The 24,390-nt window shown below is 71.4% G+C and carries 7 protein-coding genes; 5 read left to right on the forward strand and 2 right to left on the reverse strand.

Annotation, left to right across the window (positions count from 1 at the left end):
- The first annotated feature begins 2 nt into the window (after nucleotides 1-2).
- Nucleotides 3-4,601, forward strand: coding sequence for a non-ribosomal peptide synthetase (locus G6N66_RS30390; protein WP_139825425.1), 4,599 nt, complete (start codon nucleotides 3-5; stop codon nucleotides 4,599-4,601).
- Nucleotides 4,588-17,172, forward strand: a complete 12,585-nt coding sequence (locus tag G6N66_RS11455; RefSeq protein WP_139825424.1) for a non-ribosomal peptide synthetase — start codon at nucleotides 4,588-4,590, stop codon at nucleotides 17,170-17,172. The genes G6N66_RS30390 and G6N66_RS11455 overlap by 14 nt, the downstream gene beginning before the upstream one ends.
- A gap of 9 nt (nucleotides 17,173-17,181) precedes the next feature.
- Here G6N66_RS11455 and G6N66_RS11460 read toward each other — a convergent pair whose 3' ends face one another.
- Together G6N66_RS11460 and G6N66_RS11465 are read right to left on the reverse strand one after the other, a co-directional pair.
- Entirely contained in the window at nucleotides 17,182-17,796 is a 615-nt protein-coding gene (locus G6N66_RS11460) for a methyltransferase family protein (RefSeq protein WP_139825428.1), read from the reverse strand.
- Between the two features lie 341 nt (nucleotides 17,797-18,137).
- Complete coding sequence (locus tag G6N66_RS11465; RefSeq protein WP_085235220.1) at nucleotides 18,138-18,332, reverse strand: hypothetical protein; 195 nt, start codon at nucleotides 18,330-18,332, stop codon at nucleotides 18,138-18,140.
- Nucleotides 18,333-18,937: 605 nt separating this feature from the next.
- Here G6N66_RS11465 and G6N66_RS30035 point away from each other — a divergent pair.
- From G6N66_RS30035 to G6N66_RS11480, 3 genes are all read left to right on the forward strand, one after another.
- Complete coding sequence (locus tag G6N66_RS30035; RefSeq protein ID WP_163645819.1) at nucleotides 18,938-20,770, forward strand: PE family protein; 1,833 nt, start codon at nucleotides 18,938-18,940, stop codon at nucleotides 20,768-20,770.
- Between the two features lie 131 nt (nucleotides 20,771-20,901).
- Nucleotides 20,902-22,320 (forward strand): PE-PGRS family protein, encoded by a 1,419-nt coding sequence (locus G6N66_RS30040; protein ID WP_163645820.1) that lies wholly within the window; start codon nucleotides 20,902-20,904, stop codon nucleotides 22,318-22,320.
- Nucleotides 22,321-23,242: 922 nt separating this feature from the next.
- Nucleotides 23,243-24,385: an 8-amino-7-oxononanoate synthase gene (locus tag G6N66_RS11480; protein WP_085235218.1), complete on the forward strand. Its 1,143-nt coding sequence runs from the start codon at nucleotides 23,243-23,245 to the stop codon at nucleotides 24,383-24,385.
- The last annotated feature ends 5 nt before the right edge of the window (nucleotides 24,386-24,390 follow it).

Consider the following 24,390-nt stretch of genomic DNA (forward strand, 5'->3'; position numbering starts at 1 on the left):
GGATGGAATTTGTTGACAAGGGACTTCCGCTTACGCGGGGTCAGCTAGACATTTGGCTGGCGGAAGAAACGGGTCACTCCGGAACTGACTGGCAGCTTGGCGTTCTGGTGCGCTTCGACGGCGTGGTGCAGCGAGACGTGCTCGATCGGGCGATCCGTCACGTGATGCGCGAGGCCGAACCGGCCAGGATCGCGATCGTCGAGGTGGACGGCCAGGCCTGCCAACGGCCGATTGAGGACCCGGACGTCGCGCTGGAATTTCATGACCTGAGCGATGCGCGCCATCCGGTGCAGGAAGCCAAGGCGATGGCATTAGCGATCCAAGGCACACCAATGCCATTGGATGGCCCGCTATTCCGATTCGCGCTATTCCAGACCTGGGCCGATGAATTTTATTTGTTCGGGTGCTTCCACCACATAGCCATTGATGGCACGGGAATTACGCTGATTGCCAATCGAATGGCGAGTGTGTACGCCGCATTCATTGCGGACGCGCCCGTTCCTCCCGCGTTCTTTGGCTCGCTGGCCGATTTGGTGCGTTGCGAGTCGGAATACGAAGCGTCTCCCGAGTATCAGGAAGATCAGGACTATTGGGCCAAGAATCTGCCGCCGGAAGGCGGGCCACCCAGCGGCTTGCTCCCGGCGACGGATGAGGGGAACGCGTCAGCGCCGTCGGCGCCGGTTCGCTTGGACCCCAACGTCCTTCGGCGCGTGCAAGAGTTGGCCGACTCGTGGCGGGTGCCCCGCTCGTCGCTCATCACGGCGGCGTCCGCCCTGCTGGTCCGCGGTTGGTGCGCCGACAGCTCGCAGGTGGTGCTCGACTTCCCGGTCAGCCGGCGGGTGCGTCCGGAGTCAAAGACGCTTGCCGGAATGCTTTCCGGGGTGGTGCCACTGGTGTTGACGATTCCGCCGGCGTCGACGGTCGCGGGCTTTTGCCAGTACGTCGATGCGCGAATACGGGAAGCGTTGCAGCACCAGCGATTCCCGGTGCACGCCCTGGAACGCAAAGCCGGTTCGAACGGCGGGCCCACCAATCGGGTGAGCGTGAATTTCATGCCGTCCAAGATGACCATGGATTTCGCGGGTGTCGCGGCGTCGGCGTCATTCACCAACCCCGTTCAGGTGGGCGACTTTGCGTTGATCTTCTCCGGCGCCGGCGATCAGCTTTTCCTCAGCACGGCGGGCGCCGGGGGGCCGTTGGCGAACTTCGACGTATCGGAATTGGCGAAGCGGTTGAGCCAGGTGCTGGTGGCGATGACCGCCGATCCGGACCGACGCCTCTCGTCGATGGATCTGCGCGACGCCGCCGAGCTCGACGGGCTGGACGGATGGGGCAACCGTGCGGTGTTGAACCGGCCGGCCGCGACGGCGCCGTCCACGCCGTCCATTCCGGCGCTGTTCGCCGCGCAGGCGGCCCGCACCCCGGAGGCGGCGGCGATCACGTTCGGCGAACGCACCTGGACCTACCGCGAGGTCCAGCAGGCCTCCGACCGGCTGGCGCACCTGCTGGCCGGCCACGGGCTGGGGCCGGGACAGCGGGCGGCGCTGCTGTTGGAGCGTTCGGCCGAGGCGATCGTGGCGATTTTGGCGGTGCTCAAGACCGGCGCCGCGTACGTCCCGATCGATCCGGCGGTGCCGGCGGCCCGAATCGAGTTCATGCTCAACGACGCCGCCCCAATCGCCGCGATCACCACCACCGGTTTGGTGGACCGGCTGGGCGAGCGCGATCTGCTGATCATCGATCTCAACGAAGTCCGAGACGCTGCGGTTGATTCCGGTACCGCGCTGCCGGTGCCGGAGCCGGACAACGTCGCCTACCTCATCTACACCTCGGGGACCACCGGCGTCCCCAAGGGCGTGGCCATCACCCACCACAACGTGACCCGGCTGCTGGAGTCCCTGGACGTCGAGCTGTCGCCCGGGCAGGCGTGGTCGCAGTGGCATTCCCTGGCGTTCGACGTCTCGGTGTGCGAAATCTGGGGTGCGCTGCTCTCCGGCGGGCGCCTGGTGGTGGTGCCCGAGTCGGTGGCGCGTTCGCCCGAGGATTTCCACGCGTTGCTCGTCAAGGAACAGGTCGCCGTCCTCAGCCAGACCCCGTCGGCGTTTTACGCGCTGCAAACCGCCGACGGGCTCGCGCCCGAGCTGGGACGTCAGCTCAACCTGCAGGCCGTCATCTTCGCCGGCGAGGCGCTGGAACCCCAGCGCCTGCGTTCGTGGGTGGACAACCATCCGGGGCGGCCGCGCCTGCTCAACCTGTACGGCACCACCGAAACGACGGTGCACGCCTCGTTCCGGGAGATCTTCCCCGACGACCTCGGCAGCTCCGCCAGCCCCATCGGCGTGCCGCTGGCCAACTACGCCTTCTTCGTGCTCGACGGCTGGATGCAGCCGGTGCCGCCCGGCGTGGTGGGGGAGTTGTACGTGGCCGGCGGGGCCGCGGGGTTGGGGTACTGGCAGCGGCCGGGCCTGACGTCGACGCGGTTTGTCGCGTGCCCGTTCGGCGCCCCGGGGATGCGCATGTACCGCACCGGCGACCTGGCCTGGTGGGGCCTGAACGACGACGGGGACGGGCAGCTGCGCTACGTCGGGCGCTCCGACGACCAGGTCAAGATCCGCGGATTCCGCATCGAACTCGGTGAAGTGCAGGCGGCGCTGGCCGCGCAAGACGGGGTGCAGCAGGCGGTGGCGATCGTCCGCGAGGACCGTCCCGGCGACAAGCGGCTGGTGGGGTATGTGACCGGGGCCGTCGACACGCACACCGTGCGCGCCGCGCTGGCCGAACGACTGCCCGCCTACATGGTGCCCGCGGCCCTGGTCGTCGTCGACGCGCTGCCGTTGACGGTCAACGGCAAGCTCGACAAGCGAGCGTTGCCGGCGCCGGAGTATCAAGACGCCGACAACTATCGCGCCCCGGCCAACGCGGTCGAGGAGATCCTGGCCGACATCTACGCCCAGGTGCTCGGGCTGGAGCGCGTCGGGGTGGACGAGTCGTTCTTCGAGCTGGGCGGCGACAGCATCCTGTCCACGCAGGTGGTGGCCCGGGCCCGGGCCGCGGGCCTGGTGTGTCGGCCGCGCGACATCTTCGTCGAGCAATCCGTGGCCCGGCTCGCCCTGGTCGTCGGGATCGCCGACGGTGACGAGGTCAGCGACGAGGGCCTCGGACCGGTCGTCGCCACCCCGATCATGCACTGGCTGAACAGCGTCGAGGGGCCCGTCGATGAGTTCAACCAGACCGTGCTGGTGCAGGCCCCGGTGGGGGTCACCGAGGACGATGTGGTCGCCGTGCTGCAGGCCGTGCTGGACACGCACGCCATGCTGCGGCTGCGGGTCGACGACGAGACAGAGGGCGGCTGGTCGTTGACGGTGCCCGAGGCGGGCTCGGTGGACGCGCGCGAGTGCGTGCACGCGGTGCAGGTGCTCTCCGACGAGGCCGTGATCGAGGCGCGGTCGCGGCTGAACCCGGCGGCCGGGAGGATGCTCAGCGCGCTGTGGGTGGCCCCCACGGCCCAGCTGGTGTTGATCGTTCACCACCTGGCCGTCGACGGGGTGTCCTGGCGCATCCTGCTGGAGGACCTCAACCTCGCCTGGGTCCAGCATCGCGGCGGACAACAGGTGGTGTTGCCGGCGCCGAGGACGTCGTTCTCCCGGTGGGCGTCGCTGTTGGCGGAGTGCGCGCGCCGACCGGACGTCGTGGCGCAGGCGTCGGCGTGGCAGCGCATCGCCGCCATTCCCGCGACGCTGCCGGCGGTGCGCCCCGAGTCGGACACCCAGGTGAACGCCGGGACCTTCTCGATGTCCCTGGACCCCGAGACGACCCGCACGCTGCTCGGCGAGGTGCCGGCGGCGTTCCACGCGGGGTTGCAGGACATCCTGCTGATCGCCTTCGCCCTGGCGTGTGCGGAATTCCTGGGCACCGGCGGGGCGCCGCTCAGTATCGATGTGGAGGGCCACGGGCGCCACGAGGAACTGGCCGCCTCGACCGAACACGGCGAGCACATGGACCTGTCGCGCACGGTGGGCTGGTTCACCACCAAATACCCGGTGGCGCTGCGCGTGGGCGCGCTGGACTGGGCGCAGGTCACGGCGGGTGACGCGGCGTTGGGGGCGGTGATCAAGGATGCCAAGGAGCAGCTGCGCGCCCTGCCGGACGGCGTCACCTACGGCCTGCTGCGCTATCTCAATCCCGACGTCACGGACCTCGACGTGGCGGGCACGGACCCGCCGATCGGGTTCAACTACCTGGGGCGGATGGGCTCGGCGGACGGCGAGCTCTCCGGCGATGTGTGGGAGATCAGCCCGGGCGGGTGGTCGGTCACCGGCGTTGCCGCGGCCATCCCCATGCCGCTGGCGCACACCGTCGAACTCAACGCGGGCACCATCAACACCGACGGCGGGCCGCAGTTGCGGGCCAGCTGGACGTGGGCGCCCTCGATCCTCAATCAGGCGCAGGTCAGCCGGTTGAACGGGTTGTGGTTCGACGCGCTCGCCGGCATCTGCGCGCATGTGCGAGGCGGCGGGGGCGGTCTGACGCCGTCCGATATCGCTGTTGGCCTGAGCCAGCAGCAGATCGACGAGCTACAGCGGCAATATGCGGATAGCTGACGTACTGCCGTTGACCCCCCTGCAGCAGGGGCTGCTGTTCCACGCCAGCACGGCGCAGGGTGACGACGATCTGTACGCGGTGCAACTCGACATCACGCTGAGCGGCCGGCTCGATCAGCACCGGCTGCACGAGGCCGTGCACACCCTGGTAACTCGCCATCCCAACCTGGTGGCCCGGTTTTCCGACAAGTTCGAGCAGCCGGTGCAGATCATCCCGGCCGATCCGGACGCGCCCTGGCGGTACGTCGACCTCAGCGGTGACGGCCCGCATCTCGATCCGCAGATCGAGCAGCTCTGCGCCGAGGAACGCGCGGCGGTCTGCGACATCGCGCACCAGGCGGCGTCCCGGGCGCTGTTGATCCGCATCGCCGACGACCAGCACCGGTTCGTACTGACGAATCACCACATCGTGCTGGACGGCTGGTCGCTGCCGATCCTGCTGGGGGAGATCTTCGCCAGCTATCACGGGCAATGGCTGCCGGCCGCGGTGCCGTATCGCCGGTTCGTCGCCTGGCTGACCGGTCGTGACGTCGACGCGGCCCGCACGGCGTGGGGTCAGGTGCTGTCCGGCTTCGAGACACCCACCCTGGTGAGCCCGCCCGGACGGCTGGCGTCGGGGCGGCGCGGCGTCGCGTCGTTTCGGCTGCCCGAACAGACCACGCAGGCCGTCAGCGAGCTGGCGCGCTCCCAGCACACCACCGTCAGCACCGTGCTGCAGGCGGCCTTCGCGCAGGTGCTGATGTGGCTGACCGGTCAGCCCGACGTCGCCTTCGGCACGACGGTCTCGGGCCGGCCCGCCGAGGTGGCCGGCGCGGACTCCATGGTGGGCCTGTTCATCAACACCGTGCCGGTGCGGGCGCACATCACCGCGGCAACCACCACCGCTGACCTGCTGGGCCAGCTGCACGGCGCCCACAACGCCGTCCTCGACCACCAGCACCTCGCGCTCAGCGAAATCCACCGCGTCGCCGGCCAGGACCACCTGTTCGACACCTTCTTCGTCTACGAGAACTACCCGCTCGACGCGTCCGCGTTAGCGGGCACCGACGGGCTGGCCGTCACCGAGTTCATCCACCGCGAATACAACCACTACCCGCTGGCCGTCCAGGCGATGCCGGACAGCGAACTGCGGCTGCGCATCGAATTCGACACCGACATCTTCGACGCGGCCGACGTGGAAACCCTGGTCGGACGCTTCGAGCGGGTGTTGGCGGCGATGACCGCGGACCCGCAGCGGCGGCTGTCGGCGGGCGACGTGCTCAGCGAGGCCGAGCACGCCCGGTTGGACGAGTGGGGCAACCGGGCCGCATTGGCCCGCACGCCGGGGCGCACGCCGATGACCATTCCGGCCGCCTTCGCCGCGCAGGCGGCGCGCATACCGGAGGCGGTGGCCGTGACCTTCGAGGGTGCATCGCTGACCTACCGGGAGCTCGACGACGGCGCGGACCGGTTGGCGCGGCTGCTGGCCGGCCGCGGGGTGGGTCCGGGGCAGCGGGTGGCGTTGTTGTTGCCGCGCTCGGCCGACGCGATCGTGGCGATGCTGGCGGTGAGCAAGACCGGGGCGACGTACGTGCCGATCGACCCGTCCGTGCCGGCCGCGCGGATGCAGTTCGTGTTGGGTGACGCCGCGCCGACCGCCGCGGTCACCACCGCCGCGCTGGCCGAGCGGCTGAGCGAGCAGAACCTGTGGGTAGTAGATATTGCCGATCCGTCGACCGACGGCCAGCCCGGCGCCGCGCCGGCCGGGCCGACCCCGGACGACGTCGCGTACCTCATCTACACCTCGGGCACCACGGGCACGCCGAAGGGCGTGGCGATCCCGCACCGCAACGTGACGCGGCTGCTGGAGACCCTGGACAACGAGATGGGCTTGGCCGGGCAGGTGTGGTCGCAGTGCCATTCGCTGGCGTTCGACTTTTCGGTGTGGGAGATCTGGGGCGCGCTGCTGTACGGCGGGCGGGTGGTCGTGGTGCCCGATCCCGTGGTGCGCTCGGCGGAGGACCTGCACGCGCTGCTGGTCGCCGAGCGGGTCACGTCGCTGAGCCAGACCCCGTCGGCGTTCTATGCGCTGCAGGCCGCCGACGCAGCGCACCCCGAGCAGGGCGCCCGGCTTGCGCTGCAGGCGGTGGTGTTCGGCGGCGAGGCGCTCGAACCGCAACGCCTGCGCACCTGGCTGGACCATCACCCCGCGGCGCCGCGGCTGATCAACATGTACGGCATCACCGAGACGACGGTGCACGCCTCGTTCCGCGAGATCGTCGCCGGCGACGTGGACAGCGCGGTAAGCCCCATCGGAGTGCCGCTGGCCCACCTGGGCTTCTTCGTGCTGGATCGGTGGCTGCGGGCGGTGCCGCCGGGCGTGGTGGGCGAGCTGTACGTCGCCGGCGCCGGATTGGCCGACGGCTACATCGGCCGCGCCGGGTTGAGCTCCACCCGGTTCGTGGCGTGCCCGTTCGGCGAGCCCGGCACCCGCATGTATCGCACCGGCGACCTGGCGTGGTGGGGTGCCGACGGGCAGCTGCGCTACGTCGGGCGCGCCGACGAGCAGGTCAAGATCCGCGGATACCGCATCGAGCTCGGCGAGATCCAGGCCGCACTCAACGGGCTGGACGGCGTCGAGCAGGCGGTGGTGATCGCCCGCGAGGACCGCCCCGGCGACAAGCGCCTGGTGGGTTATGTCACCGGCACCGTCGACCCGGCTTCGGCGCGCGCCGCGCTGGGCGAGCGGCTGCCGACCTACATGGTGCCGACCGCGATCGTGGTGCTGGCGGCGATGCCGTTGACGGTCAACGGCAAGATCGACGTCCGCGCGCTGCCCGCGCCGGAATACCAGGACGCCGGCCAATACCGGGCCCCGACCAACGCGGTCGAGGAGGTGCTGGCCGGAATCTATGGCCAGGTGCTGGGCGTGCAGCCGCCGAAACTGGTCGGGGTCGACGAGTCGTTCTTCGACCTGGGCGGCGACTCGCTGTCGGCGATGCGGCTGATCGCCGCCGTCAACGCCGCCCTGGACACCGGCCTTTCGGTGCGCGCCGTGTTCGAGTCGCCCACAGTCGCGCAGCTGGCGACCCACATCGGCGGCGAGGAGGGCCGGCTGGATCCCCTCGTGCCGTGGCCGGCCGAAGAGCGGCCCGACGTGGTTCCGTTGTCGTTCGCTCAGAGCCGGCTGTGGTTCATCGACCAGTTCCAGGGCCCGTCACCGATCTACAACATGCCCGTGGCGTTGCGGTTGCGCGGGCACCTCGACGCCGAGGCGCTCGGCGCGGCGATCGGCGACGTGGTGCACCGCCAGGAGGCCCTGCGCACGCTGTTCCCGTCGGTGGATGGGGTCCCGCGGCAGCTGGTGGTACCCGCCGAGGAAGCCGATTTCGGCTGGGAAGTCGTCGATGCCACCGACTGGTCGGAAGACCAACTGGCCGAGGCCATCGACGCCGTGGTGAGTCACCCGTTCGATCTGGCCACCGAGATCCCGTTGCGGGCAAGGCTTTTCCGGCTCGCCGACGACGAACACGTGTACGTGGCCGTCATGCACCACATCGCCGCCGACGGCTCGTCGATCACACCACTGGTGCGCGACACCGGGGTCGCCTACGTCAGCCGGTGCGTGGGGCAGGCCCCCGACTGGGCGGATCTGGCGGTGCAGTACGTCGACTTCACCCTGTGGCAGCGCGCGCAGCTGGGGGACATCGGCGACAGCGACAGCCGCATCGCCGCGCAGCTGGCCTACTGGGAAGACGCCCTGGCCGGCATGCCCGAGCACCTGCAGCTGCCCACCGATCGCCCCTACCCACCGGTCGCCGACTACGGCGGCGCCACCGTGGCGGTGGATTGGCCGGCCGAGCTGCAGCAGCGGATCGCACAGGTGGCCCTCGAGCACAACGCGACGTCCTTCATGTTGGTCCAGGCCGCGCTGGCGGTGCTGCTGTCGAAGCTGAGCGCCAGCAGCGAGGTGGCGGTGGGATTCCCGATCGCCGGGCGCAGCGATCCCGCCCTCGACGAGTTGGTGGGCTTCTTCGTCAACACCCTGGTGCTGCGCGCCGATCTCGCCGGCGACCCCACCGTCGCGGACGTGCTGGCCCAGGTGCGCCGGCGCAGCCTGGCCGCCTACGAAAACCAGGACGTGCCGTTCGAGGTCCTAGTGGAGCGGCTCAACCCCACCCGCAGCCTGACCCATCACCCGCTGGTGCAGGTCATGTTGGCCTGGCAGAACTGGCACGACCGCGGTCCCGTCGACCCCGCCGTCGGGTTGGCGCTGGGCGACCTGCAGGTCACCCAGCTGCCGCTGGACACCCGCACCGCCCGCATGGACGTGTCGATCTCGGTGGCCGAACGGTGGAGCGAGGCCGGCGACCCCGCCGGGATGAGCGGCGCGGTGGAATTCCGCACCGACGTGTTCGACGCCGAGACGATCGAGACCCTGGTGACACGGTTGGAGCGGGTGTTGGTCGCCATGACCACCGACCCGAAGCAGCGGTTGTCGTCGATCGATGTGCTCGACGAGGCCGAGCGGATCCGGTTGGACGAGCTGGGCAACCGCGCGGTGTTGACGCGGCCGGCGCCGGTCGCGGTGTCGGTTCCGACGTTGTTCGCCGAGCAGGTGGCCCGCGCCCCGGACGCGGTGGCGGTCACGTTCGACGGCCAGTCGATGACCTACCGCGAACTCGATGCGGCGGCAGATCGGTTCGCGCACTTGCTATTTGGGCACGGCGTCCGCCCCGGCGCGCGGGTGGCGCTGCTGCTGGACCGTTCGGCGCAGGCCGTCGTCGCGATGCTGGCGGCGCTGAAAACCGGGGCCGCCTACCTGGCGATCGACCCGGCGCTGCCTTCGGCGCGGATGGAATTCATGCTCGACGACGCGGCCCCGACCGTCGTCATCACCACGGCGGAGCTGCGGTCGCGGCTGGACGGCTGCGATATCGCGGTCATCGATCTCGATGCGGCATCCGCCCTCGAGCCCCAACCCGGCATCGCCTTGCCGGCGGCGGCTCCCGACGACATCGCCTACCTCATCTACACCTCGGGCACCACCGGCACGCCCAAGGGGGTGGCGGTCACCCACGCCAACCTGGCGCACCTGCCGGAGTCGACGCCGGCCGACCTGCCTGCGGCGCAGGTGTGGACGCAATGCCACTCCTACGCGTTCGACTTCTCGGTGTGGGAGATCTGGGCCGCGCTGCTGGGCGGGGGACGGCTGGTGGTGGTGCCCGACTGCGTGGTGCACTCACCCGACGACTTCCACGACCTGCTGATCGCGGAACGGGTCAACGTGCTCACCCAGACCCCGTCGGCGGTGAACGCGTTGTCCCCGCGGGGGCTCGAGTCGGTGGCGGTGCTGCTCGGCGGCGAGGCCTGCACGCCCGAGGTGGTGGACCAGTGGGCGCCCGGTCGGGTCGTCATCAACGCCTACGGCCCCACCGAGGCGACGGTGTATGCGGCGATGAGCGCGCCACTGACGGCGGGGTCGGCGGGCGCCGGGGCGGCGCCGATCGGATCGCCGCCGTCGACCGCGGCGGTGTTCGTCCTCGACGAGTTCTTACAACCGGTGCCGACGGGCGTGACCGGTGAGCTGTATGTGGCCGGCCGCGGCGTCGCCGTCGGATACCTGGGCCGGGCCGACCTGACCGCGGCACGGTTCGTGGCCTCCCCGTTCGGCAGGCCCGGGGAACGCATGTACCGCACCGGGGACCTGGTCCGGTGGCGACCCGACGGTCAGCTGCAATACCTCGGGCGCGCCGACGAGCAGGTCAAGATCCGCGGGTACCGCATCGAGCCCGGCGAAGTCCAGGCCGCGTTGGCCGGGCTGGACGGCGTCGAGCAGGCGGTGGTGATCGCCCGCGAGGACCGCCCCGGCGACAAACGCCTGGTGGGTTACGTCACCGGCCCGGTCGAGCCCGCTGCCGCGCGCGCGGCGCTGGCCGACCGGCTGCCGCCGTACATGGTGCCCTCCGCGATCGTGATGCTCGAGGCGCTGCCGTTGACGGTCAACGGCAAACTCGACAAGCGGGCCCTGCCGGCGCCGGATTACCAGGACATCGGCCAGTACCGCGCGCCGGCCACGCTCACCGAGGAGATTCTGACCGGCGTCTACTCGCACGTGCTGGGCGTGCCGCGGGTCGGGGTGGACGACTCGTTCTTCGACCTGGGTGGCGACTCGCTGTCGGCGATGCGGCTGATCGCCGCCGTCAACGCCGCCCTGGACACCGGCCTTTCGGTGCGCGCCGTGTTCGAGTCGCCCACGGTCGCGCAGTTGGCGCCCCGCATCGGCCGGGACGACGCCCGCCTGGAGCCGCTGACGTCGGGGTCCGCCGCGCAGCGGCCCGAGGTGATTCCGCTGTCGTTCGCCCAGAGCCGGCTGTGGTTCATCGACCAGTTCCAGGGGCCCTCGCCGATCTACAACCTCCCGTTGGCGTTGCGGTTGCGCGGGCATCTGGATGCCGACGCGCTCGGCGCCGCGCTGACCGATGTGGTGGGCCGCCAGGAGAGCCTGCGGACGTTGTTCCCGGCGGTCGAGGGGATCCCGCGGCAGCTGGTGGTGCCCGTCGAGCACGCCGACTTCGGCTGGGAGGTCGTGGACGCCACCGGCTGGTCGCAGGCCCAGCTGGGGGAGGCCATCGACGCCGTGGTCCGCCACCCGTTCGATCTGGCCACCGAAATCCCCATGCGGGCAAGGCTTTTCCGGCTCGCCGACGACGACCACGTGTACGTCGCGGTGATGCACCACATCGCCGCCGACGGCTGGTCGGTCAACCCGTTGGTGAACGACACGGCGGTGGCCTACGCCAGCCGGTGTGTGGGGCAGGCCCCCGGCTGGGCCGATCTGGCGGTGCAGTACGTCGATTACACGCTGTGGCAGCGCGCGCAGCTGGGGGACATCGGCGACAGCGACAGCCGCATCGCCGCGCAGCTGGCCTACTGGGAGGACGCCCTGGCCGGCATGCCCGAGCACCTGCAGCTGCCCACCGATCGGCCCTACCCGCCGGTCGCCGATTATCGGGGCGCCACGGTGCTGGTCAACTGGCCGGCCGAGTTGCAGCAGCGGGTGGCGCAGGTGGCCCGCGAGCACAACGCGACGCCGTTCATGGTGGTCCAGGCCGGCCTGGCGGTGCTGCTGTCGGCGCTGAGCGCCAGCCGCGACGTCGCCGTGGGATTCCCGATCGCCGGGCGCAGCGACGCCGCGCTGGATGAGTTGGTGGGCTTTTTCGTCAACACCTTGGTGCTGCGGGTGGACCTGGCCGGGGATCCCAGCGTCGCCGATCTGCTGGCGCAGGTGCGTCGGCGCAGCCTGGCCGCCTACGAGCACCAGGACGTGCCGTTCGAGGTGCTGGTGGAGCGGCTCAAGCCGACCCGCAGCCTGACCCATCACCCGCTGGTGCAGGTCATGCTGGCCTGGCAGAACTTCGCCTGGCAGGACACCGACGCCGCCGGGCTGGCCCTGGGTGATCTGCAGGTCACGCCGTTGCCGGTGGACACCCGCACCGCGCGCGTCGACCTGACCATCAACCTCGCCGAACGCTTCAGCGAGGCCGGCGAACCCGCGGGGATCGGCGGGCTGGTGGAATTCCGCACCGACGTCTTCGACCCGGAGACCATCGACGCCTTGATCGGGCGGTTGCAGCGGGTCTTGCAGGCGATGACCGCGGATCCGGAGCGGCGGCTGTCGTCGGTGGAGGTGCTCGACGACGCCGAGCTGGCGCGGTTGGAGCGGTGGGGCAACCGCCCGGCGTTGATGCGGCAGCCGGCGAGCCCGTTGCTGTCGATTCCGGTCGCCTTCGCCGCACAGGTGGAGCGCACGCCGGACGCGCTGGCCGTGACCTTCGAGGGCGCGTCGATGAGCTACCGCGAGCTCGACGCCGGCGCGAACCGGTTGGCGCGGGTGCTGGCCGGCCGCGGGGTGGGTCCGGGGCAGCGGGTGGCGTTGTTGTTGCCGCGCTCGGCCGAGGCGATCGTGGCGATGCTGGCGGTGACCAAGACCGGGGCGGCGTACGTGCCGATCGACCCGACGGTGCCGGCGGCGCGACTGCAGTTCGTGTTGGCTGACGCCGCCCCGATCGCCGCGGTGACCACCGCCGCGCTGGCCGAGCGGTTGCGCGAGCAGAACCTGTGGGTCCTAGACATCTCGGATATTGCCGATCCGTCGACCGACGGCCAGCCCGGCGCTGCGCCGGCCGGGCCGACCCCGGACGACGTCGCGTACATCATCTACACCTCGGGCACCACGGGCACGCCGAAGGGCGTGGCGATCCCGCACCGCAACGTGACCCGGCTGTTGGACACCCTGGACGTGGACGTGGAGTTGGCGGGACAGGTGTGGTCGCAGTGCCATTCGCTGGCGTTCGACTTTTCGGTGTGGGAGATCTGGGGCGCGCTGCTGTACGGCGGGCGGCTGGTGGTGGTGCCCGACCCGGTGGTGCGCTCGCCGGAGGACCTGCACGCGCTGCTGGTCGCCGAACAGGTCAGCGTGTTGAGCCAGACGCCGTCGGCGTTCTATGCGTTGCAGACCGCCGACACCATGCAGCCGGAGCTGGCCGGCCAGCTCAAGCTGGAGGCCGTGGTGTTCGGCGGCGAAGCGCTGGAACCGCAGCGGCTGCGCGGATGGCTGGACAATCATCCGGGATCACCGCGGCTGATCAACATGTACGGCATCACCGAGACGACGGTGCACGCCTCGTTCCGGGAGATCTTCGCCGACGACGCCAACGCCACCGTCAGCCCCATCGGGGTGCCGCTGGCGCACCTGGGCTTCTTCGTGCTTGACGGCTGGTTACGGCCGGTGCCGCAGGGCGTGGTGGGCGAGCTGTACGTCGCCGGCGCCGGATTGGCCGACGGCTACATCGGCCGGGCGGGATTGACCGCGACGCGGTTTGTCGCCGGCCCGTTCGGTCCGCCTGGGACCCGGATGTATCGCACCGGCGACCTGGCGTGGTGGGGCGCCGACGGTCAACTCCGCTACGTCGGGCGCGCCGACGAGCAGGTCAAGATCCGCGGGTACCGCATCGAGCTGGGTGAAATCCAGGCGGCACTGGCATCGCTCGACGGGGTGACGCAGGCGGTGGTGATCGTCCGCGAGGACCGCCCCGGTGACAAGCGCCTGGTCGGGTACGTGACCGGCACCGCCGACCCGGCCTCGGCGCGCGCCGCGCTGGCCGAGCGGCTGCCCACGTACATGGTGCCGGCCGCCGTGGTGGTCATCGACGCGCTGCCGTTGACGGTCAACGGCAAGCTCGACACCCGCGCCCTGCCGGCACCGGAGTACCAGGACGTCGACCGCTACCGCGCCCCGTCCGACGCGGTGGAAGAGGTGCTTGCCGACATCTACGCGCAGGTGCTCGGGCTGGAGCGGGTCGGGGTCGACGAGTCGTTCTTCGAGCTGGGCGGGGACAGCATCCTGTCGATGCAGGTCGTGGCGCGCGCCCGGGCCGCCGGGGTGCTGTGCCGGCCACGCGACATCTTCGTCGAGCAGTCCGTGGCCCGGCTGGCCCGGGTGGCCGGCGTGGTCGACGGGGACGCCGACGTGAGCGACGAGGGCCTCGGCCCGGTGGTGGCCACCCCGATCATGTGCTGGCTGCACGGCGTCGAAGGGCCGGTCGACCAGTTCAACCAGACGGTGCTGGTGCAGGCGCCGGTGGGGGTGACCGAGGCCGATGTGCTAGCGGTGTTGCAGGCCGTGCTGGATCGGCATGCCATGCTGCGGCTGCGGGTCGACGAGGACGCCGGGGGCTGGTCGTTGACGGTGCCCGAGGCGGGGTCGGTGGATGCCCGCGACTGCCTGCGCGCGGTGCAAACGTTGTCCGACGAGGCCGTCATCGAGGCCCGCTCGCGGTTGAACCCGGCGGCCGGGGTGATGCTGAGCGCGCTGTGGGTGGCGCCCACGGCCCAGCTGGTGCTGATCGTTCACCACCTGGCCGTCGACGGGGTGTCGTGGCGAATCCTGTTGGAAGACTTCAACATTGCGTGGGCTCAGCATCGCGCCGGTCAGCAGGTGGTGTTGCCGGCGCCGGCCACGTCATTCTCCCGGTGGGCGTCGCTGTTGGCCGAGCACGCCTGCCGCCCGGAGGTGGTGGAGCAGGCGGAGGTGTGGCGGCAGGTCGCCGCGGTGCCCGCGGTGCTGCCCGCGGTGCGCCCCGACGTGGACACGTTCGCCACCGCCGGGCAGCTGTCGATGGAGCTGGACACCGAAACCACCCGCCTGCTGCTCGGCGAGGTGCCGACCGCATTCCACGCCGGCATCCACGACATCTTGTTGATCGCCTTCGGCTTGGCGCTGGCCGAGTTTATGGGCACCCGTGGCGCCCCGATCGGCATCGACGTGGAAGGCCATGGGCGCCAAGAGGATTCGGTATCGCCGAACGACCACACGGACCTGTCGCGCACGGTGGGGTGGTTCACCACCAAGTACCCGGTGGCGTTGGCCGTGGGCGGCTTGGACTGGGCGGAGGTCACCGCGGGCGGAGCGGCGCTGGGGGCGGTGATCAAGGAGGCCAAGGAGCAGCTGCGGGCCCTGCCCGACGGCCTCACCTACGGCTTGCTGCGGTACCTGAACCCGGATGTGCTGAATCTCGAAGCGGCGCAGTCGGATCCGCCGATCGGCTTCAACTACCTCGGGCGCCTCGGCGCCGCGGCCGATGCCCCGGGCGAGCTGTGGCGGCTCAGCCGGGACGGCGCGTCCGTCGCCGCGGTTGCCACGGCCACCCCGATGCCGCTGATGCACACCGTGGAGCTCAACGCGGGCACCGTCGAGGACGAGCACGGTCCACAGCTGCGCGCCGGCTGGACGTGGGCGCCGTCGGTTCTCGATCAGGCGCAAATCGGCCGGCTGAGCCAACTGTGGTTCGACGCCCTCGTCGGCATCTGCGCGCACGTGCGCGGCGGCGGGGGCGGGTTGACGCCCTCCGACGTCCTGCCCGCCCGGCTGAGCCAGCAGCAGCTCGACGAGCTCGCGCGGCGCTACGACATCGCCGACGTGCTGCCGTTGACCCCGCTGCAGCAGGGGCTGCTGTTCCACGCCAGCTCCGCCCACGGCGGCGACGACGTGTATGCCGTGCAGATCGACATCGCGTTGAGCGGCCCGCTGGATCAGCACCGGCTGCGCGATGCGGTGCAGACCGTCGTCAATCGGCACCCCAACCTCGCGGCCCTGTTCTCCGCACGGTTCGACGAGGCGGTGCAGATCATCCCGGCCAATCCCGTGCTGCCCTGGCGGTATGTCGATCTCGGCGCGGCCGCCGGCCCGGACCTGGAAGGCGAGATTCAGCAGGTATGCGCCTCCGAACGCGCCGCGGTCTACGACATGGCCAACCGGCCGCCGCTGCGGGTGGCGTTGATCCGCACCGCAGAAAACCAGCACCGGTTTGTGCTGACCAACCACCACATCGTGCTGGACGGCTGGTCGCTGCCGATCATGCTCGGCGAAATCTTTGCCAGCTACTACGGGCAGTGGCTGCCGGCGGCCCCGTCATACCGCAGGTACATCACCTGGCTGGCGGGTCGGGATCGCGGCGCCGCCCGCGCGGTGTGGCGCGATGCGTTCGCCGGGTTCGACAAGCCCACCATGGTCGGCCCGCCGGATCGGTTCGGGCTGGGGCGCCGCGGCGCCGCGTCGTTCCGGGTCAGCGAGCAGACCACGCAGGCCGTCAACGAGCTGGCGCGCTCGCGCCACACCACCGTCAGCACCGTGCTGCAGGCCGCCTGGGCGCAGCTGCTGATGTGGCTCACCGGCCAGCACGACATCGCGTTCGGCGCCGTCGTCTCGAATCGACCCACGGAGGTGACCGGCGCGGACGCGATGGTGGGCCTGTTGATCAACACGGTGCCGGTGCGGGCGACCGTCACGCCGACCACCACCACCGCCGATCTGCTGGACCAACTGCAAAGTGCTCATAACCACACCATCGACCATCACCACCTGGGCCTCAGCGAGATTCACCGGGTCACGGGTCACCGACAACTGTTCGACACCGTTTTCGTCTACGAGAACTACCCCACCGACGCCGCCGCGTTGTCGAGCGCGGATGGGTTGGCCATCACCGGGCTCACCAACCGCGACTACTACCACTACCCGCTGACGGTGCAGGCCTTGCCGGGCAGCGAGCTGCAGGTGCACGTCCAATATCAGGCGGACGTGTTCGACGCGGCCGACATCGAAACGCTGATCGAGCGATTCCATCGGGTGTTGGTCGACATGACCGCCGACCCGGCGCGCCGGCTGTCACCGGTCGACGCGCGAGACGTCGGTCGGCACGCCGGACCCGATGACTGGGGTAGCGGGATGTCGGCGGTGGCGGTACCCGAGTACCTCGGATTACCGGACTACCCCGATTACCCCGAATACCAGGGCGTCGAGCAGATTCTCGCCGACATCTACACCCAGGTGCTGGGCGTGGACCAGGTCAAGCCCGACGAGTCGTTCTTCGACCTGGGCGGCGACTCGCTGGCCGCCATGCGGGCGATCGCCCGGATCAACGCCGCCTTAGGCGTCCAGCTCGCGCTGCCGATCCTGTTCGACGCCCCCTCGGTAAGAGGCTTGACCGAGCGGTTGAAGGTTCCCGCCGCGACCCCGGTCAGCGACCTGTAGGACGGGCCGTCACCACATGGCGGGCACCAGGCGATAGCGAACCTTCTCGGTGTACTCGCGGTATCCGTCCAACTCGTCCCGGAGCAGCTTCTCCTCGTCGCGAATGCGCCAGGCGAGCACGCTCACTCCGGGCACGACGAACACCAGTCCCCAGTAGGAACCGAGCGCCAGGGGGATGCCGATCATCATGATCACGTTGCCGGTGTACATCGGGTGGCGGACCAACCCATACAGCCCGGTGGAGACGACCCGCTGGCCCTCCTTGACCCGGACGGTGGCGGCCGCATAGCTGTTCTGAATGACGACCGCCGCCGACACGCCGAGCCCGGCGGCGACCAGGACATCACCGGCCAGGCAGACGGTGGTGGGCACCGGCGACCAGCCCCAGCGGTGGTCCAGCGCGCTGACCACGACCATCGCGGCCAGCGACAGGTACAGGCCGGCAATGATCAGCTTCTGCGCGGTCCGGGTCTCCGCCGTCGGGCCACCACTCATCCGCGCTTGCAGCGCAACGGGATTCGCGCGCAGCAAGTAGATGGGGGGAATCCAGGCCGGGATCGCGACCACCACCAGGAACACCCACGCCTGCCAGTAATGGAAGGTGCCCGCCGGAACGAACAGCATCGCGCCGAACAGAACAAACTCGACCACGGTAAATACCACCAGCTTAGGAACGGTCTTCACCCATCCTCCTTCGTCGTCCACCGGCGCGGGGCACGACTGAAACTACCGGGTGCGGGACCGGAAATCGGTGCGAATGGGTCATTTGCCGCGCGCTGAGGGCATCATCGCGCGCGTGCGGACGCGACCGAACGCCGACGCCATGACAGGCCTGCCGTTCAATTGGCCTGGGTTAAACGCCACCAAATCGACTCGCGGCGAATATTAGGCCGCTCAGCAAAATGCGGCGGAAAGGGCTGCCGAGTTGAATCGAGTTACCCGCCGCACAAAGCTGGTGCCGCGCTTTATGACGCTTGGGAGAGCCCGAGGGCCTTTACCGCCGCCAGCACCTGGCGGCCGACCGATTGTTGGTACTCACGCAGGTATTTCTCCCGGCGCGGGTCGTCCTCCGCGATGTGGAGCGTGAGCGGATGCTGCGTCGTCCACACCGCATCCTGCGCCGCCTCGCCCACGGCTATCTCGAAGTCGGCCTCGCTCATGGTTCCCCCGGGTGGTACGCGACGCGCATCTTTACCGACAGCGAGTTCGAAACTCTCTACGAGGCTCATACGATTCACCTGCTTGTGTCCGGATCCCGCTTTGACGGCACTACCTGAAAAGCTGATGACGGATACCCTCGCCCTACCCAGATGAAACGTGCTTTAGCAAATAATGCCTAGCTAATCTCATTCAACGCCCGTCAAATAAATTGAGCCGTATACGTTACCCGCTTAACCTTCGTTGCATGTTTGCTCGACGGCATGAGTTTGCGACGCCAACCGACATCCAAACGCCCGCGCGGGAGGCGTCGTCCACGACGTAACTCCCACGTCAGCCCGGGTTGGGCCGGGCGGTGGCGGGGGTCGGGCGGGCGCCTGGACGACGTCGCGTGGCGGCTTCGCCGGTGGCCCGATAATGCAGCAGATCGCTTACTCGGACAGACATTCTCCTGCTCCGCATGGAAACCCCGACAGCGGCGCGAAAGCAATCTATTGGAGTTTCCGAAACGCGCCAATATACAGGTGTGCAACAGGTAGGTTTTGACCTTGGACGGTGACCGTCGCGGGCGTCTACCACTCCGCTACGGTTTCTGGGGAGGTCAGCAGTGTCTTTTGTGATCATCGCGCCGGACATCCTGGCGGCGGCGGCGAAGGAAGTGGCGGCTATCGGCTCGTCGCTCGACGCCGCTCACGCAGCGGCGGCTGCGCCGACCGGTGCGCTGGTGGCCGCGGCCGAGGACGAGGTGTCGGCGGCGATCGCCAAGTTGTTCGGCGGCTATGGTCAGCAGTTTCACGCGCTGACCTCGCAGGCGGCACTGTTTCACAGTTCGTTCGTGCAGTCGTTGACCTCGGCGGGGCACTCGTACGCGGCCGCAGAGGCGAGGAGCGCCGGCGCTTTGTCGGCTGCGAATGTTTACACGCCGATCTGGACCGCGGTGGAAGAGGCCTCTGGGACGTCGCCGCCCCCCAGGACCGATGTCTTGGCGACCCTGATGTACGAGCTCAACCAGACCAGCGAGGCGTTCGTCGGGGAACCGCTGTTCTTTAACGGCGCCGATGGGACACAGGCCAGCCCGAACGGCCAGAACGGCGGCTTGCTGATCGGCAACGGCGGCAACGGCTGGAACTCCACCCTTGCCGGCGTTAATGGGGGCAACGGCGGGCAGGGCGGCATCTGGGGCAACGGCGGCAACGGCGGGACCGGTGGGGCCGGTGCGACGGGTGGGAACGGCGGCGACGCGGTTTGGGCGGGCAACGGCGGCAACGGCGGGGCCGGTTTCACCTCCACCACGTCTGGCGTGAACGGCGGTAACGGCGGGAGCGGCGGGCAGGGTGGATTCCTCTGGGGCGTGGGTGGCAACGGCGGGGCCGGTGGGAACGCCACCGATGCGACGGGCGGTAACGGCGGAGCCGGCGGCAGCACAGGCTTCCTCCAAGGCTTAGTGTTCGGCCCGCCGCAAGGCGGCACGGGCGGGGCCGGCGGCGACAGCCTGACCGGCCTGGGCGGCAACGGCGGTGCTGGCGGGGCCAGCTTTGAGCTCGGCGGCACCGGCGGTGCCGGCGGTAACGGCGCCATCGGTGGTAACGGCGGCGCGGGCGGTGTTGCGTTCAACGACGGGTTCGGAAACGTCGTGGGCGGGACCGGCGGCGCGGGCGGGACCGGCACCACCGGTGCCGGCGGCGCCGGCGGCGTCGGTGGCAACGCGGTAATGGGGCCCTTCAACTTCACGGTCGACCAATTCGACGGCTTGGTCATCTACAACAACACCTGGGGTCACGCCATCGGCGGCGCCGGCGGCGCCGGCGGCATCGGCGTCACCAGCGGCGGTGCCGGGGGGGCCGGCGGTGATGCGACCAACTATCTGGCCACCGGGGTCGCCCAGGGTGGTCAGGGCGGAGCGGGCGGTGAAGCCGGCGGTGGGTCCGGCACCGGCGGCGCCGGCGGGGCCGGCGGGACCGCCACGGTTGCTACCGGCACCGGAGACGCCACCGGCGGTCAAGGGGGAACGGGCGGCATCGGCTTCAACGGGGGCGCCGGCGGTGCCGGCGGCACCGGGATCATCGGCGCAACCGGGACCGGCAGCGCCATCGGTGGCACCGGCGCGGACGGTACCGCGGGCACCGGCGGCACGGGCGGGGCCGGTGGGGCCGGCGGCAGCGCGATCATCCAAAACGGCACCAATGCGAACAACGCCGTCGCCGGCAACGGCGGGGCCGGCGCCAGCGGCACCGACGGCGGGGCCGGCGGGGCCGGCGGTGCCGCGTCGACCTCCGGAAGCGGAGCGGCCAACGCGGGCACCGGCGGCACCGGCGGGACCGCCAGCGGCGCGACGGGCATCGGCGGCGCCGGCGGCGCCGGTGGCACGGCGACCATCAATGCCGGCTCGGGTACCGCCATCGGCGGTCACGGCGGGCGGGTGGCGCGGCCAGCGGCCTGACCGGCACCGGGGGGACCGGCGGCGCGGGTGGCGACGCAATCAACGACGGCAGCGGGAACGCCATCGGCGGCATCGCCGGTCAGGGCGGCACGGGCTTTTCCGGCGGCGCCGGTGGCGCCGGCGGCAACGCGGTGATCACCTCAACCGGAACGGGCAGCGCGACCGGCGGCACCGGCGCGGACGGCACCGCTGGCAGCGGCGGGGTGGGCGGCGCGGGCGGGGCCGGCGGGAACGCGACCATCCAGAACAGCGCCAATGCGAACAACGCCGTCGCCGGCAACGGCGGAGCCGGCGCCACCGGTACCGATGGCGGGGCCGGCGGCGCCGGTGGCAATGCGTCGACCACGGGAACCGGAACGCTCTTCGCGGGCAGCGGCGGGACCGGCGGCACCGGTTCGGCCGGCAACGGAGGCACCGGGGGCGCCGGTGGCAACGTCGCAGTCAACAACGCCGGCAACGCCAACGCCGTCGTCGGTGGGATCGGCGGCTCCGGCGGTGGCGGCATTAACGGCGGGGCGGGCGGCGCCGGCGGCGTCGCGATCGTCAACGCCGGTGCCGGGACCGCCAGCGGCGGGCAGGGCGGGACGGGCGGTGCCGCGGCCGGTGCCAGCGGCACCGGCGGTACGGGCGGCGCCGGCGGTGCGGGACTCAGCAACGGCGCCGGCAACGCCATCGGCGGGACCGGCGGGCAGGGCGGCTCCGGCTTCAACGGCGGTGCCGGCGGTGCGGGCGGCACCGGGACCATCGGCGCGACCGGAACCGGCAGCGCCCAGGGCGGCGCCGGCACGGCCGGCACCGCCGGCGGCGGCGGCGCGGGCGGGGCCGGTGGGGCCGGCGGCGATGCGACCATCCAGAACAGCGCCGATGCGAACGGCGCCGTCGCCGGCAACGGTGGAGCGGGCGCGGGCGGCACCCTGGGCGGGGCCGGCGGGGCCGGCGGCAATGCGTCGACCACGGGAACCGGAGCCGTCACCGCGGGCATGGGTGGCAACGGTGGCATCGGTTCGGCCGGGGCCGGCGGTGCCGGAGGCGCCGGCGGCAACGTCGAGGTGAACAACGCGGGCAATGCGAACGCGATCACCGGTGGCACCGGCGGCACGGGTGGTGGCGGTACCGACGGCGGGGCCGGCGGCGCCGGCGGAACCGCGACCGTCGATGCCGGTTCGGGGAACGCCAGCGGTGGCCAGGGCGGAGCGGGCGGCGCCGCCGCCGGTGTGAGCGGCACCGGCGGCACCGGCGGTGCCGGCGGCGCGGGAATAGGCAACGGCGCCGGCAACGCCATCGGCGGGGCCGGCGGGCAGGGCGGCGCCGGCTTCAACGGCGGCGACGGCGGCGCCGGCGGCACCGGGACCATCGGTGCCACCGGAACCGGCAGCGCCACCGGGGGCGCCGGCGCGGCCGGTACCGCCGGCAGCGGCGGGGCGGGCGGCGCCGGCGGCCGGCGGCAGCGCGACCATCCAAAACAGCGCCGACACGAACAACGCGATCGCCGGCAACGGCGGGGCCGGCGGCACCGGCACCCTCGGCGGCGCCGGCGGCACCGGCGGTAATGCGGCGACCGCGGGAAGCGGAACCGGAACCGCGGGCAACGGCGGCGCCGGCGGCGACGGCAGCGTCGCCAACGGTTCTATTGGCGACGCCGTGGGCGGCCAGGGCGGTGCGGGCGGCAACGTCACCGGCGCCTCGGGCACCGGCGGCCAAGGCGGCAGCGGCGGCAATGCCACCGAGAACGGCACCGGCAACGCCATCGGCGGCGCGGGCGGGCAGGGCGGCACCGGCTTCCACGGCGGAAACGGCGGTGCCGGCGGCACCGGCATCATCGGTGCCACCGGAACCGGCTTCGCGCAGGGCGGCGACGGCGCGGCCGGCACCGCGGGCAGCGGCGGCGCGGGCGGCAGCGGCGGCGCCGGCGGCGGCGCGGCCATCTTGAACAGCGCCGACGCGAGCGGCACCGTCGGCGGCAACGGCGGGGCCGGCGGTGGCGGTACCACCGGCGGGACCGGCGGCAACGGCGGGGCCGCGTCCACCATCGGAACCGGCACCGTCGCCGCGGGCAGCGGCGGCAATGGTGGCATCAGCTTGACGGGCACCGGGGGCGCCGGTGGCACCGGTGGTGGTGCCGAGATCAACAACGCCGCCAACACGAACAACATCACCGCCGGCACCGGCGGCGCCGGCGGCATCGCCACCGGCGCGGGCGGCGTCGGCGGCAACGGCGGCAACGGCGGCAGCGCGACGATCGCCGCCGGCACCGGCAACGCCACCGGCGGCCAAGGCGGAACGGGCGGCACCGCCCTGGACGCCACCGGCACTGGCGGCAACGGCGGCAACGGCGGCAATGCGACCGGCGGCACCACCGACACCGGCGGGCAGGGCGGGGCCGGCGGTGTGGGCCCGGCCGGCAGCGGTTCTGCCGGGAGCCCCGGAACGCCGTAGCGAACAGGCGGTGCTCGCCTCGTACGCTGATAGCCGATGAAGACACCGATCGAGGTATCCCCGCTGGCCTGGCTGGACGAGGTGGAACAACAGCGCCGCCAGGCCGGCCTGCGGCGCGCCCTGCGCCCGCGGCCCCCGGTGGCCGCCGAACTGGATCTGGCCTCCAACGACTACCTCGGCCTGTCGCAGCATCCCGACGTCATCGACGGCGGCGTGCAGGCGCTGCGCACCTGGGGCGCCGGGGCCACCGGTTCCCGGCTGGTCACCGGTGACACCGAGCTGCACCAGGAATTCGAGTCCGAGCTCGCCGAATTCGTCGGCGCCGCAGCGGGTTTGGTGTTCTCGTCGGGATACACCGCCAACATCGGGGCGGTCGTCGGGCTGTCCGGCCGGGGTGCGCTGCTGGTGTCCGACGCCTACGCGCACGCGTCGCTGGTGGACGCGTGCCGGCTGTCGCGGGCGCGGGTGGTGATCACCCCGCACCGTGACGTCGACGCCGTGGCGGCCGCGCTGGCGTCGCGCAACGAGGACCGCGCCGTCGTCGTCACCGACTCGGTGTTCAGCACCGACGGCGCGCTGGCACCCATCGCCGAGTTGCACGAGGTGTGCCGCGCCCAGGGCGCCCTGCTCATCGTCGACGAGGCGCACGGCCTGGGTGTGCGCGGCGGCGGGCGCGGGCTGCTGCACGAACTGGGGCTGGCCGGCGCGCCCGACGTGGTGATGACGACGACGTTGTCCAAGGCGCTGGGCAGCCAGGGCGGTGCGGTGCTCGGGTCGACGGCGGTGCGCGCCCACCTGATCGACGCGGCCCGCACGTTCATCTTCGACACCGGCCTGGCGCCGGCCGCGGTGGGCGCCGCGCGGGCCGCGCTGCGCGTGCTGCAGACCGAGGCGTGGCGGCCCGAAAAGGTGCTGGCGCACGCCCGCACGCTGGCCGGCATCTGCGGCGTGCCCGAGGTGCCGCAGTCGGCGGTGGTGTCGGTGGTGCTGGGCGACCCGGAGGTCGCGGTGGCCGCCGCGACCGCCTGCCTGGACGCCGGCGTGCGGGTGGGCTGCTTCCGCCCGCCGACCGTGCCCGCCGGCACGTCGCGACTGCGGCTGTCGGCGCGCGCGTCGCTGGACGCCGCCGAGCTGGACCTGGCCCGCCAGGTGCTGACCGACGTCCTGGCCGGGCTTTAGGGCGC

This window comes from Mycobacterium conspicuum, from assembly GCF_010730195.1.
GTDB classification, from domain to species: domain Bacteria; phylum Actinomycetota; class Actinomycetes; order Mycobacteriales; family Mycobacteriaceae; genus Mycobacterium; species Mycobacterium conspicuum.

Coding starts and splice junctions, on each gene's coding strand:
- G6N66_RS30390 (WP_139825425.1), top strand. CDS start 3: ATGGAATTTGTTGACAAGGGACTTCCGCTTACGCGGGGTCAGCTAGAC.
- G6N66_RS11455 (WP_139825424.1), top strand. CDS start 4,588: ATGCGGATAGCTGACGTACTGCCGTTGACCCCCCTGCAGCAGGGGCTG.
- G6N66_RS11460 (WP_139825428.1), bottom strand. CDS start 17,796: ATGCTGTTCGTTCCGGCGGGCACCTTCCATTACTGGCAGGCGTGGGTG.
- G6N66_RS11465 (WP_085235220.1), bottom strand. CDS start 18,332: ATGAGCGAGGCCGACTTCGAGATAGCCGTGGGCGAGGCGGCGCAGGAT.
- G6N66_RS11480 (WP_085235218.1), top strand. CDS start 23,243: ATGAAGACACCGATCGAGGTATCCCCGCTGGCCTGGCTGGACGAGGTG.